Genomic DNA, 16,810 nt, shown 5'->3' on the forward strand with positions numbered 1-16,810 from the left:
GCCCTCAAGCCCAAGCCGCCCGCAACACCGTCGTACTCCCCTCCACCGGCGACACCCCCGTCCACGCCGCAAGCAGCCCGACCCCCTCCGGGCTCCGCGCATACACCGGCTCCCCCACCCCGACCCACGTCCGCCAGCCCGCCACCAGCGCATCCACCCGCCGCCGGTTCTCCCCGAGCACCGCCGGCACCGCGTGATACACGGCCTCATTCGCCCGCGACCGCCCCGCCAGCAGCCGCCACCCGGCCACGTAACCCCGCTCCCCGACCACCCACCGCGGCAGCAGATACCGCGCCGAAGCCGTCACCGGCGAGATCAGCTCGTCATACGCCGACGCAAAGCACGCCGACGCCGCGGGCGGCACCCCGGCAAGTTCGATCCGGTACGTGCCCGTCTCCCCCGGCGCCACCACCACGGCCTCCGCACCCCGCGGCGTCAGCCCGGCTCCGCGCAGCCCGTCCGCCAACGCGTAGGCCAGCGCGGTCAGATCCGCCTCCCCCGGGACCGGCGCCGCCGCCCGCAGCTGCCGCCGCCCCGCCACGGCACGCCCGCCGGCCCGCGCACCCCACCACGCGGCCGCACCCGCGGCGACCCCGGCCGCCGCCCCGTACTCGGGCACCGAAAGCGCCACCGCCAGATCCACGGCGACGCCACCCGCGACGGGCGGCCACCAGCGCGGCCGCCGCACCGGCGTGATCCCGCGCGCGGCGGGGACGGCGGCGGGAGGGACCCCCGGGACGGCCCCGGCACGCTCCGGCCCAGCAGGCGTCCGCACCCCACCCCCAGCCACCCGCACCGTATGCACCAGCCGATCGTCATACGGCTCCCCCACCCGCCACAGCTCGCGCACCCGCTCCCGCTCCCCGGCCCGCCGCAGCATCACCGCATTGAACCGGTCGAACTCCCCCTCCCCCGGCGGCGCATAAGGCGACAGCTCCGGATGCACATGCGCGACCCCGGCCATCACCTCCCCCGCATCCGTGATCCCGAAGTAGTCGTCGTGCTTGCGCACGAACCGCTCCCAGTCCGCCGCCCCCTTCGGATGCCCGGCCGCCACACACACCACCGACCACGTATGCGCGGTCTTCTCCGGCCACGCCGGATCCGTACGCAGCGCCCGCCCCCGCGTCTGCACAACGGCGGTCGCGGTCGTCGCCTCGGTGAGGTCGACAAGGGTGTTCACCCCGCGCGCGTCCCACCCCTCCCCCAGCATCGCCCGGGTCCCGATCAGCACCCGCGCGCCGCCCTCCTCGAAGAACCGTGTCACCAGCGGCACCCACCGCCTGCTCTGCCACCCCCCGGACCCGGTGAGCTCTACGGGCCCGTCCCCCGCCGGATCGATCGGATCCAGCCGCACCCCCGGCTCCCGCTCCGCGCAGAACTCCGCCAGCGCCTTCGCCGTCCGCGCCGACGCCGCGACCGTACGACCCGTCACCAGCACCGGCTCCAGCGCCGCCGTCCGCTCATCCGCCAGCAGCTCGGCCAGCACCAGCCGCGCCGCGCCCGCCTGTTCATCGAGTACGCCGGTCAGCCGGGCCGGAAGGGTGGCCGTGGCCCGCTCGTAGTCGCAGAGCACCACCGCACGCAGCCGGTCGCCGAGCGCCGCCTGCTCGGCGCCGAGGATCTCCCGCACCGCCCGGGTCTTGGCGGCGCTGCGCGCCAGCACCCGGTCGACCGGCGAGCGGCCGCCCCGTACGCCGCGGGCAGTCAGCGCGTAGCCGACGGCCGGCAGAGCGGTACGGATCGCCTCGACCGCCGCCGCATCCCGGGCCGTCCCGCCGCGGCGCAGGCAGCGGGTGACGTAGTCGTCGAGCAGGCACACCCAGTCGGCGGCGCCGGGCGCGTGCCGGTGCTCCTCCCGTACCCGCGCGCCATCAGGGAGCGCAAGCAGCCCGGCGTGATGAAAGCGCAGCGCCGCCGCGGCAAGATCAGGATGCTCGCGCTCGAAGCGCGGCCATGACACCGCAGGCCGGTCGGACCCCGCCCGCCGCCGCGCGACGACGCGCTCGTCCAGCCACTCCAGGAATGGCACCGACGCAAACCCCGGATCGAGCAGATCCGTGGTCAGCTCCGTGAACCGCTCCGCCTCCGCCGCCAGCCACTCTCCCTCCTCCGCGGTCGGCGCGGTCAGCCACGCCAGCTCCGCGAACGGCGCCAGGAACCCCTCCCGTACGGCAGCGGGGATGGACGGCCCCGTCACCGCGGGCCCGAAGAGCTCATCGACCAGCGCCGCCTCGCCCCGCGTCAGCCGCTCAGGAGGCGTGGCGGTCAGCCCGATGACGGTGGCCGCAGGCAGCTCCCGCAGCAGCTCCGCCACCAGCTCCCCCCACGTATCGAGAAGGTGATGGCACTCGTCGAGCAGCAGCGTGAAGTCGCCGAGCCCGCGCATGGCCTCGACGACTTCCCGCCCCTGCGGCCGCAGCCGCTCGATATGCGAGGCGGGCGCGGCGGAGGCGCCGCCCTCCTCGTCCACCTCCGCATCCGGGTCGAAGTTGGCCAGCGCCTGATACGTGAGGACATTGACCGCGTCCTCCAGCCCCCGCCCCGTACCGGCAGCGGGCGCCCCCGCGAACCGCCGGCCCCACTCCCGCACCCACTGTCCCTGGATAGCGGTGTTCGGCCCGAGCACGACCACCGGCCGCCCGAGCCGCCGCGCCGCCTCGAGCCCGGCCAGCGTCTTCCCGGTCCCCGGCGGCAGCACGACCCACGCCCGCCGCCGCCCACCGGCAAAGACCCGCTCCAACTCCGCCAGCGCCTCGGCCTGATGCACCCGCAGCCCAGCAGGCTCCCGCACCCCCGCCATCACCCCGGCGGCCTTGCTCCCCGTCATCCGGCCAAGGTTAGGCGCTTCAACTGACACCCAGGAGCTGCTCCACCGGGTCGATGGCGAAGTACACGACGAAGAACGCCGACGTGCCCCACAGCAGCCAGTGCACGTCCCTGGCCTTGCCGAGGACGGTCTTGATCAGGCAGTACGCGATAAACCCCGCCCCGATGCCATTGGTGATCGAGTACGTGAACGGCATCACGGCGATGGTGAGGAAGGCCGGGATGGCGATGTCATAGCGGGTCCAGTCGATGTGCCGGACCTGCGCGATGAGCAGGAATCCGACCGCGATCAGGGCGGGTGCGGCCGCCTGGGCCGGGACGATGGCGGCCAGCGGGGCGAAGAAGAGCGCGAGGGCGAAGAGGCCACCGGTGACGACGTTGGCGAGGCCCGTACGCGCGCCTTCGCCGACGCCCGCCGCCGACTCGATGTAGGCGGTGTTGGAGGAAGCGGAGGCGGCGCCCCCGGCGACGGCCGCCGCGCCGTCGATAAGCAGCACCCGCCCGATGTTCGGCACCCGCCCCTGCTCGTCCAGCAGTCCGGCCTCGCTGCTGACGCCGACGACCGTGCCCATGGTGTCGAAGAAGTCGGAGAGGATGAGCGTGAAGACGATGAGGACGACGGTGACCGCGCCGACCTCGTCGAAGGCCCCGAGCAGGCTGAAGTTCCCCAGCAGCCCGAAGTCCGGCGTGGCCACGACGTCGTCCGGCCAGGAAGGCACGGTCAGCCCCCACGCCGCGTTCTTGATGTCCGCGATCTCGTTGATCACGATCGCCACGCCGGTCATTGCGACGATGCTGATGAGGATCGCGCCGCGCACCCCACGCGCGAGCAGCGCGACGGTCAGCAGCACCCCCAGGCAGAAGACCAGCACCGGCCACCCTTCGAGCCGCCCGGTCCCGCCGAGCTGCACCGGCACCGACCCCGTCTCGCCGGGAATCCGGGTGGCGAACCCGGCGTCGATGAAGCCGATGAACGCGATGAACATCCCGATCCCGACGCTGATCGCCTGCTTCATCGCCTGCGGAATGGCATGCATGGCGGCTTCCCGCAGCCCGGTCACCACCAGCAGGCAGATGACGAGCCCGTCCAGGACGACGAGGCCCATCGCATCGGCCCAGCTCATCTGCGGCGCGATCTGATACGCCACGACGGCATTCAGCCCGAGCCCGGCCGCGATGGCGACCGGCAGATTGCCGCCGACGCCCATGGCGATGGTCATCACCGCGGCCACCAGGGCGGTGACGGTGACCAGTTGGGCGATGGACAGGTGGTTGCCGTACTTGTCCTCGGCGCCGGCGAGGATGATCGGGTTGAGGACGAGGATGTACGCCATCGTGAAGAAGGTGGCGAACCCGCCGCGTATCTCCCTGCCGGGGGTGGACCCCCGGGCGGTGATCCGGAAGAAGCGGTCGAGGGGATTGCGGCCACCCGCGGCGGGTGGCGGCGGGACCTTGTCTGTCACCTGTCCTGACATGGCGGTGCTCCTCAGCGGACTGGAACGCGTGTTACTGGCAGGGGGATTGTGCCCGCTGAGGCGCCGTTTCAGGTTTTCGAAGTGTTACGTGATCACGCCACCGGCAGCGGTTCCCAGTCGGGCCGCCGCCCGGCCAGCCCCGCCGCCCGGTCGATCGCGGGGGCATCGTCCCGTACGGCCACGACCGGCCCGAACGGGCCGCGCTCGGCCTCGTCCTTCCCGGCCGCCAGCAGCCGCATCGAGGCGTCGAGGGCGGCCGGGTCTGGCTCGTACGCCTGGCCGGTGGCCCGGGCGAGGTCCCAGCCGTGGATCACGATTTCATTGCAGGCGACGAGGCCCGCCTCCGCCGCCGGGAAAGTGAAGCCGCCGGCCTGCGTCATCCCGTCCCACGCACCCGGCTCCCGCCAGGCCTCGGCGAGCTCGCCGAGCCGCGCGGGCAGGGCGTCGCGCCAGTCGGCGGGCAGCGGCGGCAGCCCCGCGCCCGGGTCGGTGTTGGTCGACTCGCCGAGGTCCTTGCGGCCGGCGTCCCGGAAGGCCACGGCGAGCCCGACGAGATGCGCCAGCAGATCGCGGACGGTGTACTCGGGGCAGGGAGTCGGCCCGTCGAGCTGCTCATCCCGAACCCCGGCGGCCACCTTGGCCACCACTCCGGCCTGCGCCCCCAGGTCCACGTGCACACTCATGTCCGTACCTCCATCTGCGGTGATCGCTGCCACATATGGAGACCCGGGCTCCGCCGAAAACTCATCGCCACTTGGCCGACAATCGGCGCTGCGCAGGCCCTGGTCCGGTGGTGAGGTGATGGCCTCAGCGTTCGCGCATGTCGAGCCGCGATCCTTCCAGAGAGGGGGGCGCTGATGGCGTTCCTCAGGCACAAGGAAACGGGATTCCGCTGCGCAGTGTCGTACCCGAAGGCGGACGGGTGGTCCGCGATGTTCCTCCGGCCCGGGACGGCCGCGAGCATCAGCGAGTCGGGTCTGTTGTCCGAGTCATCGACCGCCAGTGCGTACGGTGGCGCCTTCGCGGACCTGGCGCAGGCCCAGTACCAGGACTTCGCGCTATATCCCGAGGCCGTGCTGCAACTGCCCGACGAGTCGAACGGGGCGAAGAACTTCCTGTTCATCACCCGCGGCGAAAGCCTGACGTACCGCGTGGGCACGGGCGTCGTGCAGAAGCAGCCGCTGGCGATGCTGCAGTTCCTGCCCGCCGACTTCCAGTCCGGCGTCGACGTGCTGCTGCAGGCCCCCGGCGCGACGGGGCCGCAGTGGCGCACGTACGTGTTCAAGGGCAACCGGGTCCTCACCTACAACCCGGATGTGCCGTGGCAGCCCATCGAACGCAATGTGCTGATCACCGAGGGCCCCGGCCCCGACCAGCCGGGCTGGGCCGCGCTGCCGGCCGACTTCCGTTCGGACCTCGACCACGTCGTCGCGCTCGCGCCCGCGTCCGGCGGCGTACCCCGTTCACTGATCGTCAAGGGGACGCAGGGGCTGATCCTCAACTGGCAGACCGGGGTGGAGAAGTCCGGCTCGCTCACCTCTCTGCTCACGGGCCTGGACGCGCTGCCCGCGGCATTCAAGCGGCAGTACCTCCCGCTGTCCGGGACGTACCGGGGCACCAGCGCCGACAAGATCATCGAGGTGCGGCTCGATGTGGACCGCCCCGGCACGCTGTCCATGATCAGCGGCGACATCTTCTCGGTGTCCGGCGGGACCACGACCTACGCCAACTCGTTCCGCTCGACCAGCGCGGACGTGCGCTGGACGGACACCTACGTCGTGGTGACGGGAGAGGGCCTGGCCTGGGACACCCCGGCGCCAGAGCTCATCAAGACCAACTTCCTCATCTACCTGACCGAGGTGGGTCAGTCGCGCCGGCCCGCCCCCTGGCTCACGCTGAACGACGCGAACTACTACCACCACCTCTGGCAGCAACTCCTTTGGCAAACGGCCGCCTTCCGCACCGTCGACTACGAACTCGACATGGTGACCGGGCAGACCGAGCTCGCCGGCTACGACACGGCCGACGCCACCACCCCGCCCGGATACGTCAACCGGGTCATCACCGTGCCCAGCGCCTTCTCCGAGGCGGGCATAGACCTGCGCACCACCGGCACTCGCAATGTCCTCGACACCACCGAATCGGGCACCGACCTGCTGTGGTCGGACGCCGAGCTGCACACGGCGATGGTGGCCCACTTCAGCGGGTACCGCGATGTGCCGCAGTGGAAGCTGTGGGCCCTGGTGGCGGGCAAGTACGCCGGCGGCTCGGGGGCGATCGGGATCATGTTCGACTACCTGGCAGGGCTGCAGCGGCAGGGCATGGCCGTGTTCGCGCAGAGCATCCAGGACGCCGGCCTGGCGGGCCGCGCCTGGGACATGCATACGTACGTCCACGAGCTCGGCCATGCCTTCAACCTGGTGCACTCGTGGGACAAGGCGAGCGTGAACCCGCCGGCGCCGCTCGGGCCCCGGAACGGCTACGGCGATCTGTCGTGGATGAACTACCCGCAGAACTATCAGGGGCCGACCGCCAACGGGACCGACGCGTACTGGAGCTCGTTCCCGTTCCGGTTCACCGACAACGAGCTCCGGCACCTGCGACACGGCTTCTACCGGCACGTGATCATGGGAGGCAGCAACTGGGCCACCAACGCGGCCAGTGACCTCGCGGCCGGCGAGATCTTCGCACAGCCGCTGACGGACGAATCCGGCCTCGTGCTGGAGCTTCAGGGGCAGTCCGTCTTCGAGTACGGCGAGCCGGTCGTCGCCCAGCTCAAGCTGGGCAGCGGCAACGGCGACGAGGTCACCGTCGCGTCCGACCTGAGCCCGACGGCAGGCCATGTGACCGTGTCGGTCATCGACCCGTACGGCCGGGCCCGCCTCTTCCGTCCCCTCTCGCGCACCTGCGGAGGCCATGGCGCGGACGAGACCACCGTCAAGCTCACCGCGGCCATGCCGGCCGTCTACGCGAGCGCATACCTCGGCTACGGCGCTGACGGGCTCTACTTCAGCGAGCCCGGCCTGTACAAGGTCACCGCCGTCTATCGCGGTCCCGACGGCTCGCGGGTGGTCTCCGCCACCCGGGCGCTCCGGGTCCGCCAGCCGATCGCCTCGGGCGACCGGGCCGTCGGCGAGTACCTGATGGGCGACGACCAGGGCCAGCTGCTGGCCTTCCACGGCTCCGACGCACCGCAACTGCAGCACGGCAACGACGCCTTGCAGGAGGCCATCGAGCGCTACCCGGACCACCCGCTGACGGCACACGCCCTGCTGGCCCGCGGCGCCAACGCCGGCCGCCACTTCCAGCACATCCGCGACGGCCGGGTCGTCGTCCGCGACCCCAACATCAAGGAGAGCGTCCAGCAGCTCGGCGCCGCCATCAAGGCCTCCACGGGCGAGGTGGGCCTCGACAACATCACGCTCAACGCGGCGATGCGCCGCCTCGCGCGCGTCCACGCCAAGGACGGAAACCTCGTGGAGGCGGACGCCGTCCTGGAGAAGATGGTGGCGACATTCCGCGACAAGGGCCTTCCCAAGCCGGTCCTCGCGACCATCAGTGCACAGGCCGCGGAGACTCGCGCGACGATCCACGGGAGCAAGGCCAAGGCCAAGGCGAAGCCCAAGAGGAAGTAACCCGACCCGCGTACACCGGGCGCCGCCGGGGTGGTCCGGCGGCGCCTTCGGCGCTTCGTCCCGCGCCTACGCGGCTATGCGCCCCCGCGTCTACGCGCGCAGCGCGTCCCGTACCGCCGCCAGGTCGCCGTCCGACGCCAGGCCCGCGTGGTACAGCCGCAGCTCCGTCGCGCCCAGCGACACCGCATGCGCCGCGTCGTCCCCCAGCGTCGCCGGGCTGCCGCCCATGCCGCCGACCACGGTGAAGTTCGCCGCGAGCACCCTCGACTCGCCCTCGGCGCCGGCCGCCTTGAACGGCCCCAGCACCGCTTCGCGGGCCGCGCGCCCGCCCCCGCAGGGCAGCACCACCCCGTCCGCCTCGGCAAGGATGTGCCCGGGGTCGACGCCGGCATTCGCGCCGCACCGGTGGACCGCCGGATCCGCGTGCAGCAGCACCTGGAAGCCCGGCTCCGCGTGCACCCGCACCGCGTCTATCGCCGCCTCCTGCGTCTCCCGCGCCGCCCGCGTGCGCCACGCCAGCGTCGCCGCCGCGAGGTCCGCGCCGAGCAGCTTCTCCACCTCGGCCCACTCCCCGGCCCGGTCGGCGGAGCCCGCGCCCGGCTCGCCCGACCACACCGGCCCCAGCGCCCGCCGCACGACGGAGCGCAGCTCCGCCGCCCCGATGCCCACCGACGCGTAACCGGCCTCGCAGGCCGGGCAGAAGCACAGCGACATCAGATACTGAGCCGCCCCGCCCAGCGCCACCCCACCGATCTTGTCGTGCGCGTGCAGGTGCGCCAGCCCGTACCAGCCGAGGGACTCCAGCTCGCAGCCCGCCGCCCCCGGCCGCACCGCGGCCTCCGCCGCCAGCTCCACGACGTAGTCGCGGACCTCGCGCTGGGCGATGCAGGGGGCCCATGGGTAGCGGTCGCCGTAGGCGTTCACGACGGAGGTGTCCGGATGCTCGGCGCCCATACGGGAGTTGTGCGCGAGCACCACCCACGTGTGTACGTCGAGGCCGGCCGCGCCGAGCGCCGTCGCCGCCTCCCCGAAGGGGTCCTCGCCCGCGACCCAGTCCTGTGCGTACGGCCGGAGCCGCCGTCCCAGCCAGCGGGCCTCGTCCACGGGGTAGAGGACGGCGGCGTGGCGGGCCGTGACGATGCGGTGCCGGGGGTGGCGCGGGGTGAGGGCGCGGGTGGAGTGGTACGCGGAGGCCAGCGTCACCTGGTCGACGCCGAGGGCGGCGACGCGGTCGGCGGCGGCGGGGTCGCCGACGACGTCCCAGGGGTAGAGGAAGGCGGAGGTCTTCACGGGTAAGGACTCTCCTCAGTGATCGGTCATCCGTCGATGAGCGCCGGACCGCGCTCGATCAGCGCGGCCAGCTCCTTCACATGCTCCGGCGCAGGTTCGGTGAGCGGTGGCCGCACCTCGCCGACGTCGAGTCCGCGCATGCGTACCCCGGCTTTGACGAGCGAAACCGCATAGCCGCGACCACGGTTGCGCAGTTCGACAAATGGCCGGTAGAAGCCGTCGAGCAGCCGCTCGCAGAGCGCGTCGTCCCCTTCGACCAACCCTTTTCGGAAGGCTAGGGCGATCTCGGGGGCGAAGCAGAAGACGGCGGAGGAGTAGAGGGTGATGCCGATGCCGCGGTAGGCGAGCCCCGTCAGCTCGGCGGTGGGCAGGCCGTTGAAGTACAGGAAGTCGCGGTCGGCCTCCTCGGCCCGTACGGCGCTGACGATGCGCTGCATCAGGTCGAGGTCGCCGAGGCCGTCCTTCAGGCCGATCACCTTGGGGTGGCGGGCGAGTTCGACGACGGCGGCGGGGGTGAAGACGGCGTTGTCGCGCATGTAGACGATGACGGGCAGGTCGGTGGCGGCGGCGACCGTCTCGTAGTGGCGGACCAGGCCCGCCTGTTCGGCCTGGACGAGGTACGGCGGCATGGCCAGCAGCCCGTCGGCGCCCGCGGCGGCGGCGAGCCGGGCGTAGCGGACGGCGAGGGCGGTGCCGTAGCCGGCCCCTGCGATCACCGGCACGCCGCCCCTGGCGCCCTCCTCGACGGCGACGCTGAGGCAGTCGCTGAACTCCTCGGGGGACAGCGCGTGATACTCCCCGGTCCCGCAGCACGCGAAGACGGCCCCCGCCCCCGCCTCGACCCCGGCCCGTACGTGGGCGCGGTAGGCCTCGAGATCCACGCCGCCGTCCTCCGCGCCGAAGGCCGTGACCGGGAAGAAGAGAAGACCGTCGAGCCGGTCGGCGAGCGCGGGCGGGCCTTGAGTCATCGAAGCTCCCTGCGATATCCCTGTGACAGCACGGGTACACGTTTCTGACTGTCGTCTATATTCGTGAACGCAGCCACGCTAGGCTAGCCCGCGCACACCGGTCAAGGTCCCGGATCACCGCCCGTAAAGCGCCGCAAGGAGGCCCCAATGCCCGCTCCCCGCACCGTCCTCGTCACCGGAGCGGCAGGCGGCGTCGGCACGCTGATGCGCGACCGGCTCCCGGAGTACGGATACGAGCTGCGGCTGTGCGACGTGAAGCCGGTGCCCGACGCGCCGGACGCGCTCACCGCGGATCTGGCCGACCCGGCGGCGGTACGGGAGGCGGTGCGCGGGGTCGACGCGATCCTGCACCTCGGCGGGATCTCCCTCGAGTCCGACTTCGAGAGCGTGCTGCGAAGCAACTTCCAGGGCACGTACAACATTTACGAGGCGGCCCGCCAGGAGGGCATCCGCCGTATCGTCTTCGCCTCCAGCAACCACGCGATCGGCTTCAGCCCGACGCCGGAGGCGGGCTCGGCAGAGCTGCCGCCGGAGACGCGGCATCGCCCGGACACGTTCTACGGGCTTTCCAAGTGCTTCGGCGAGGACCTCGCGCAGCTGTACTGGGACAAGCACGGCATCGAGACCGTCTCGATCCGCATCGGCTCCTGCTTCCCGGAGCCGTCCACGGTCCGCATGCTCTCGCTGTGGCTCAGCCCGGACGACGGGGCGCGGCTCTTCCATGCGGCGCTTACGGCCCCGGAGGTGGGTCACACGGTGGTGTACGGGTCGTCGGCCAACACCCGGCTGTGGTGGGATCTGACGACGGCGCGCTCGCTCGGGTACGAGCCGCGGGACGACTCGGAGCCGTGGGCGGCGAAGCTGGTGGCGGAGGACGGCGAGCTGGATCCGGCGAATCCGGACCACGCGCACATGGGCGGGCCGTGGGTCAGCAACCCGCCGCGGTGGCCCAGCTGACGGGGCCGCTCAGCCTGTCATTCGTTCATCAAGCGCCCGGGCGGCTGACCCTCGCGCCAGCGCGATCACGTCCTCGACGACCGCGAGGCCGTTGAGCACGGTCGCGCCCTCATGCAGCAGCAGTAGCTCGTCGGCCAGGCGGCCGGGGTCATCAACTCCCGCCTCCTGGCTGAGCTCGCGCAGATAGCCGCGCATCCAGCGCTTCTGCGCGTCGATCACCGCCCGGCCCGGGTGCGCCGGGTCCGGCAGCTCCGCCGCGGCGTTCACGAAGCCGCAGCCGCGCGGATTCTCGATCCGCATCCACTCCCCCAGCGCGTCGAAGGTGGCGAGGACGCGCTCGCCCGCGCTCGCCCCTGCGGAGCGCCGCTCGACCTCCGCGGGCAGCCAGTCGCGATAGCGCTGATCGCGCTCCGTCAGATACGCCACGACCAGCGCGTCCTTCGACCCGAACCGGTCGTACAGCGTCTTCTTCGTAACCCCGGCGTGCTTGGCGATGAGATCGACGCCGACCGCGTTGATGCCCTGCCCGTAGAACAGCTCCGCGGCCGCGTCGAGGATCTTCCGCGCACCGGGCGTAACCGTCGTCTGAGCCATGACTTGCAGTATACAGATCGGTCTAGTTCACTGGGGGGCGGAACGTAAACCGATCTGTATACCTCCGCGGAGGGAGACTCCATGCCCGGCGCAGCCACCGCCACCGGCACCGGCATCGCCGCCGGCCTCGTCGTCTTCTGGAGCTCCGGCTTCATAGGCGCCGAACTCGGCACCCGCGAGGCCCCCGCCGACACCCTGCTGATGTGGCGTTTCATCGCCGCGACGGCACTGCTGGGCGGCGCCTGGCTGCTGTATCGCGCGATCGGCGCCAGGCGCAGCCGCCTCACTCGTGCCGCCCGCCGCACCCCCCTCACCCGCCGCGCCCTCGCGGAACAGGCCGCCATCGGCACCCTCTCCCAGGGCGGCTACCTGGGCGCGACCGTCTGGTCGGTCGGCCTCGGCGTCCCCACGGGCACCGCCGCGCTGATCGCCGCGCTCCAGCCGCTCGCCGCCGGCGCCCTGGCGGGACGGCTGCTCGGCGAGACCGTCACCCGCCGCCAGTGGGCGGGCCTGGTCATCGGCCTCGCGGGGGTGGCCATGGTCGTACGGGACGACATGTCGACGGCGAGCACCACCCCCACCTGGGCGTACGCGCTCCCCTTCGCGGGGATGGCGGCGCTGCTCGGCGCGAGCTTCCTGGAGCGGCGCGCCAAGGCTCCGCTCCCGGCCGTCGACGCCCTCCCGATCCACTGCCTGACCAGCGCCGCGCTCTTCTCGGCCGTGGCGCTCGCGGGCGGCCGCGGCGCGCCGCCGGAGGGCGGGGCCTTCTGGGCGGCGGTGGCCTGGGTCGTGCTCCTGTCGACCGTCGGCGGCTACGGCTTCTACTGGCTGAGCCTGTCCCGGCGCGGGGTGACCCGCACCAGCGCGCTGATGTATCTGACGCCGCCGACGACGGCGGTGTGGGCGTACGCGATGTTCGGCGACCGGCCGGGCCCGCTGGCCGTGGCAGGGATGGCGGTGTCACTCGCGGGGGTGATCGCGGCGAGCGTGGGTGGACGCCGGCAGCGCGCCGGGGCCGGAACGATCCCCTCCGAACCCACCCGCTCCGTACCCAATCCGGCGTACCTGACCTCGGAAAAGGGAACTGCAAAGGAACCGCAAAGCCAGACCGTTCGTTAGCCCGGTCATGACTGCGATGACCCCTGGCTCGAACCTCCCGCTCAGCGCCGTGCGGGTGGCGGTGGACGTGACCGCCCCCGTCCGCCTGGACGTCTCCGGCCTCCTCATCAGCGAGGCCGGCAAGGTCCGCTCTGACGACGACTTCATCTTCTTCAACCAGCCGTCGGGCCCGGGCGTGACCCACCAGTCGACCGGCGCGGCCGACACGATCACGGTGGACACGGCGGCCGTCCCCGCCGACATCGACAAGGTGGTGGTGACGGCGAGCCTGGACCAGCCGGGCGCGACCTTCTCGGGCACGGAGCCGACCGCCACGGTCCGCGACGCCGTCGCGGGCACGGTGATCGGCACCTTCACCCCGCCGCAGCTGGGCGCGGAGACGGCGCTGCTGGTCGTGGAGATCTACCGCCGCGGCGGCGCGTGGAAGGTGCGCGCGGTGGGCCAGGGATACGCGAACGGCCTGGCGGGCATCGCCACGGACTTCGGCGTGAGCGTCGATGACCCGGGCCCGACCCCGCCGCCGCAGGCCCAGGCGGCCCCGCCGCCCCCGGCCCCGGCGCAGGCGACGCCGCCGCCCCCGCCCCGCGCGATGGCGCAGACGCCCCCGCCCCCGCCGGCCGGCCAGCAGGCGGCCCCGCTGCCGCCCCCGCAGGGCCATGCCGCACCCCCGGCCCCGGCTGCCGCCGGTGGCGGCGGCAAGATCAATCTCGACAAGGGCCGGGTAAGCCTCCAGAAGAACCAGACCGTCTCCCTGGTCAAGGGCGGCCAGCCCTTCCTCAGCTCGGTCAAGATGGGCCTCGGCTGGGAGCCGGCCTACGGCGCCGGCCGCCGCGCCAAGTCCATCGACCTGGACGCGTCCGTCATCGCGTACGGCCCCGACCGCAAGAAGATCGACGCCTGCTTCTTCGGCAAGCTCCAGATCCTGGGCGGCGCGGTCCAGCACTCCGGCGACAACCTCACCGGCGAGGGCGCAGGCGACGACGAAGCCATCACCGTCCACCTCAGCGGCCTCCCCCCGGAGGTCACCGGCCTGGTCTTCACGGTGAACTCCTTCTCCGGCCAGAAGTTCACCGACGTGGCCAAGGCCTACTGCCGCCTCCTGGACGCCCAGACCAACGAGGAACTGGTCCGCTTCGACCTGACCGGCTCCCAGCCCAACACCGCGGTCCTGATGTGCAAGATGATCAAGCAGTTCAGCGGCGAATGGGAAATGACCGCCATGGGCCAGTACCTGGACGGCCGCACGGTCCGCAGCCTGATCAAGCCGGCGGCCGCGGCCCTGTAACGCGCACGCGGGCCACCACCTTCGCCGCCCGGTTCGGGGCGGCGAGGGCGGTGGCCACGGGGAATCACCGCGAAGTACCCGGCGGCTCCATCACGTCGAACTCATTCCCCTCAGGATCGGCAAGCGTCCACCACTCGCTCTGCCGCGCCAAGACCCGGGCCCCGAGGCTCAGCAACTCCTCCAGGTGCGCCGAATCCCGCACCCGGATGTCGAGGTGCATGCGATTCTTGCCCTGCTTCGGCTCGGGCACCTCGTCCAGCCACAGCGTCATCGTCCCGTCAGGATGATCCACGGCCACCGAGGGATCGGTCTCAGGGGTGAGCCCCAGTGCCGCGAGCCGACTCACCTCGGCCTCGTCATACGGCCGCACCTCCCACCCCAGCGCCACGGCCCAGAATCGTGCGAGCGGGGCGGCGCGTTGGCAGTCGAGCACAATGTCGAGGTGGCGCTTGGGGGCAGTCATCGTGCGCAGCCTAGTTGTGATGTCTCTGGAGATTGGTGCCGCTGGCGTGCTTCAGGGAGCGCACCCGCAGCAGCGCGTACACCGCTCCGACCAGCATGCCGGCCGTCAGCGCCTGAACGTACGGCATGCACTCACCGTCCGTCCTCCGCCGCTTTGGCGGGCAGCAGGTACGCCTGGCAGAGCGTGATCAGTTCCTGGAGCTGCTGGTCTTCGGAGATCGGATGGTGCGCTCCCGCGCCGGGGCCGAATATGACCTGCCACATGACCGTGCTGAATACCGCGCGGAAGGCCATCGGCACCGCCGTCTGCGGGTGCGGGCAGGTGAGTTGACCCGCGCGGTCGAGTATCAGCGAGGTGAACAGCTCTTCCGCCAGGGCACTGGTGGCGTTGCCGCGCTTTTGCAGGGGCGGGTCAGCGGCGGCACGCAGGATCAGCGGGCTCATCACCGCACCGTGCCGGATCACCTGCAGGACCAGCGCGTGCACCGCGTCCGCCACCAGTTGGGCCGGGGGCGTTTCAGTGTGCTCCGCGAGCCGGGCGAAGGCGTTGCGCAGGTCCACGTCGACCTCGTCGAGCATGTCGTGCTGAACGGCATGGACCAGGCCGTTCTTGTCGGTGAACCGGTCGTAGACCGACCCGACCGACACCCCGGCCACCGCCGCCACCTTCGCCACGGCAAGACCTTCCCAGCCGCCCTCGGCCAGCGCGCGCCGGGCCGCGTCAAGGATCTTGCGCTCCGTGATCCGGCTGCGCTCCTGCTGCGCAGGGCGCCTTCCCGGCGACGGCATACGGTTCCTCCCGGTTTCGCACCTGTGGACCTTTACAGAATAGCAAAATGTGAACCTGAACTTGGATTCGGTTATGTTTGAGGAAGGCTCGACCGTCGGGCCTCTGACCGCCCAGGGAGCATGCGATGACCATGACCACGGTGAACTTCGACTCGGACGGCATCCGCCTGGCCGGCGACCTTTACCTGCAGGACGGCGCCACCGGCCCGGTCCCGGCAGTGGCGATGGCGCCGGGGTTCGGCGGCGTCAAGGAGATGCTCATGCCGTCCTATGCCGCGGCCTTGAACGAGGCGGGCATCGCCGTCCTCACCTTCGACTACGCGAACTTCGGCGCCAGTGACGGTGAGCCGCGCCAGCACATGGACCTCGACGCCCAGCAGAGCGCCTACCGCCACGCACTCGACTACCTCGCCGCCCGCGACGACATCAACGCCGACCGCCTCGGCGTCTTCGGCACCAGCATGTCCGGTGGCCACGCCCTCGGTGTGGCCACCGGTGACCCGCGGGTGCGCTCCACCGTTGTCCTCATCCCCTTCACCGGGCTGGACGTCTCGGCCCAGCCCGCCGAACTCCTGGCGGCCATCGAGGACGCCGCCAAGCGTATGGCCGCCGGCGAGGAGCCGCAGATGATCGCCAGCGTGGGTCACCCCGGCGATTTCGCGGCGATGACCAGCGACGGCGCCTGGGGCTGGACCGAGCGGATGACCGTGAACGCGCCCAGCTACCGCAACGAGGTCACGCTCGCCTCCCTGTGGAACCTCGCCAACTACCGTCCTGCCGAGAACCTTTCAGCGATCGCGTCGCCCGTACACGCGGTACTCGCAGCCGACGACGCCATCACTCCAGCCGCCGCCGCCCGCACCGCCCTCAGCCCCATCCCCCGCCTCGACATCGTCGAGATCCCCCAAACACACTTCGAACTCTTCGAGGACCATCTGCAAGAGACCATCGACCTCACCACCCGCTGGTTCACCACCGACCTCCAGTGACGCCGCACATCCGAATCCCGCATCGGCCTGTATGCCGTTCAGCACGAACACGCGCCTGCTGGTGCCCATATGCACACGATCGCGCACGTCGCGACGGAAGCCGGGATCTCCCGCCGCTGCCTGGCCAAGTGGTACGCCCGCTGGCGCTCCCACGGCGAGAACCCGTGCACCGTGTCCTAGTGCGTCGGGGGACAGGCAAGGTCGGCTACACCTATCTGCACTCGGCGCTCGACGACCACTCCCGCCTGGCCTACACCGAGGCCCTGGACGACGAGAAGGCCGTCACCGCGGCCGCACGTCCGCGATTACAGCTCCGAGCGTGAACGCCGCGTCACCCTCGCTGAGTTCGTGAACTACTACAACCATGATCGACCCCATGCCGCACTCGGGGGACGACCACCTATCAGCCGGACTGCCG

General features: G+C 71.7%; 14 protein-coding genes and 1 pseudogene. 7 read left to right on the forward strand and 8 right to left on the reverse strand.

The annotated features are described in order from the left end of the window. Window positions 1–4: 4 nt before the first annotated feature. From ACNNMR_RS08470 to ACNNMR_RS08480, 3 genes are all read right to left on the reverse strand, one after another. Window positions 5–2,830: a DEAD/DEAH box helicase family protein gene (locus ACNNMR_RS08470; protein WP_419993913.1), complete on the reverse strand. Its 2,826-nt coding sequence runs from the start codon at window positions 2,828–2,830 to the stop codon at window positions 5–7. 19 nt (window positions 2,831–2,849) lie between these two features. After that, window positions 2,850–4,304 (reverse strand): NCS2 family permease, encoded by a 1,455-nt coding sequence (locus tag ACNNMR_RS08475; protein ID WP_419993914.1) that lies wholly within the window; start codon window positions 4,302–4,304, stop codon window positions 2,850–2,852. Window positions 4,305–4,396: 92 nt separating this feature from the next. Beyond that, window positions 4,397–4,987 carry a TIGR03086 family metal-binding protein gene (locus tag ACNNMR_RS08480; RefSeq protein ID WP_419993915.1) on the reverse strand — a complete coding sequence of 197 codons (591 nt, stop codon included), beginning with the start codon at window positions 4,985–4,987 and terminating at the stop codon, window positions 4,397–4,399. Window positions 4,988–5,161: 174 nt separating this feature from the next. On the opposite strand from ACNNMR_RS08480, the gene ACNNMR_RS08485 reads away from it, so the two are divergent. Next, entirely contained in the window at window positions 5,162–7,939 is a 2,778-nt protein-coding gene (locus tag ACNNMR_RS08485; RefSeq protein WP_419993916.1) for a reprolysin-like metallopeptidase, read from the forward strand. Window positions 7,940–8,029: 90 nt separating this feature from the next. On the opposite strand, the gene ACNNMR_RS08490 is transcribed toward ACNNMR_RS08485, so the two are convergent. Both ACNNMR_RS08490 and ACNNMR_RS08495 read right to left on the reverse strand, forming a co-directional pair. Continuing rightward, entirely contained in the window at window positions 8,030–9,229 is a 1,200-nt protein-coding gene (locus tag ACNNMR_RS08490; protein ID WP_419993917.1) for a hypothetical protein, read from the reverse strand. A gap of 26 nt (window positions 9,230–9,255) precedes the next feature. Next, entirely contained in the window at window positions 9,256–10,197 is a 942-nt protein-coding gene (locus ACNNMR_RS08495; RefSeq protein ID WP_419993918.1) for a 5-dehydro-4-deoxyglucarate dehydratase, read from the reverse strand. Between the two features lie 147 nt (window positions 10,198–10,344). Between ACNNMR_RS08495 and ACNNMR_RS08500 the strand changes: the two genes are divergently transcribed. After that, the gene (locus ACNNMR_RS08500) at window positions 10,345–11,154 is read left to right on the forward strand and encodes an NAD-dependent epimerase/dehydratase family protein (protein ID WP_419993919.1); all 810 of its coding nucleotides are present in this window, start codon (window positions 10,345–10,347) and stop codon (window positions 11,152–11,154) included. Window positions 11,155–11,163: 9 nt separating this feature from the next. Here the strand turns inward: ACNNMR_RS08500 and ACNNMR_RS08505 are convergent, their stop codons facing one another. Beyond that, entirely contained in the window at window positions 11,164–11,748 is a 585-nt protein-coding gene (locus tag ACNNMR_RS08505) for a TetR/AcrR family transcriptional regulator (protein WP_419993920.1), read from the reverse strand. Window positions 11,749–11,829: 81 nt separating this feature from the next. Here ACNNMR_RS08505 and ACNNMR_RS08510 point away from each other — a divergent pair, with 81 nt between their 5' ends. After that, complete coding sequence (locus ACNNMR_RS08510; protein WP_419993921.1) at window positions 11,830–12,867, forward strand: DMT family transporter; 1,038 nt, start codon at window positions 11,830–11,832, stop codon at window positions 12,865–12,867. Between the two features lie 16 nt (window positions 12,868–12,883). Next, a complete protein-coding gene (locus ACNNMR_RS08515; RefSeq protein ID WP_420000296.1) occupies window positions 12,884–14,152 on the forward strand; it encodes a TerD family protein in 1,269 nt (422 codons plus the stop codon). Window positions 14,153–14,216: 64 nt separating this feature from the next. On the opposite strand, the gene ACNNMR_RS08520 is transcribed toward ACNNMR_RS08515, so the two are convergent. Both ACNNMR_RS08520 and ACNNMR_RS08525 read right to left on the reverse strand, forming a co-directional pair. Continuing rightward, window positions 14,217–14,615, reverse strand: coding sequence for a VOC family protein (locus ACNNMR_RS08520; protein ID WP_419993922.1), 399 nt, complete (start codon window positions 14,613–14,615; stop codon window positions 14,217–14,219). A 131-nt stretch (window positions 14,616–14,746) separates the two neighbouring features. Next, window positions 14,747–15,403, reverse strand: a complete 657-nt coding sequence (locus ACNNMR_RS08525; protein WP_419993923.1) for a TetR/AcrR family transcriptional regulator — start codon at window positions 15,401–15,403, stop codon at window positions 14,747–14,749. Between the two features lie 125 nt (window positions 15,404–15,528). Here ACNNMR_RS08525 and ACNNMR_RS08530 point away from each other — a divergent pair, with 125 nt between their 5' ends. The 3 genes and pseudogenes from ACNNMR_RS08530 to ACNNMR_RS08540 form a co-directional block, all read left to right on the forward strand. After that, complete coding sequence (locus ACNNMR_RS08530; RefSeq protein ID WP_419993924.1) at window positions 15,529–16,392, forward strand: alpha/beta hydrolase; 864 nt, start codon at window positions 15,529–15,531, stop codon at window positions 16,390–16,392. A gap of 69 nt (window positions 16,393–16,461) precedes the next feature. Further along, complete coding sequence (locus tag ACNNMR_RS08535) at window positions 16,462–16,572, forward strand: helix-turn-helix domain-containing protein (protein WP_419993925.1); 111 nt, start codon at window positions 16,462–16,464, stop codon at window positions 16,570–16,572. A 17-nt stretch (window positions 16,573–16,589) separates the two neighbouring features. Beyond that, window positions 16,590–16,803: pseudogene (locus tag ACNNMR_RS08540) on the forward strand (integrase core domain-containing protein); the annotation flags it as partial. Window positions 16,804–16,810: the final 7 nt, after the last annotated feature.

This window comes from Streptomyces boninensis (genome assembly GCF_048572725.1).
GTDB lineage: Bacteria > Actinomycetota > Actinomycetes > Streptomycetales > Streptomycetaceae > Streptomyces > Streptomyces boninensis.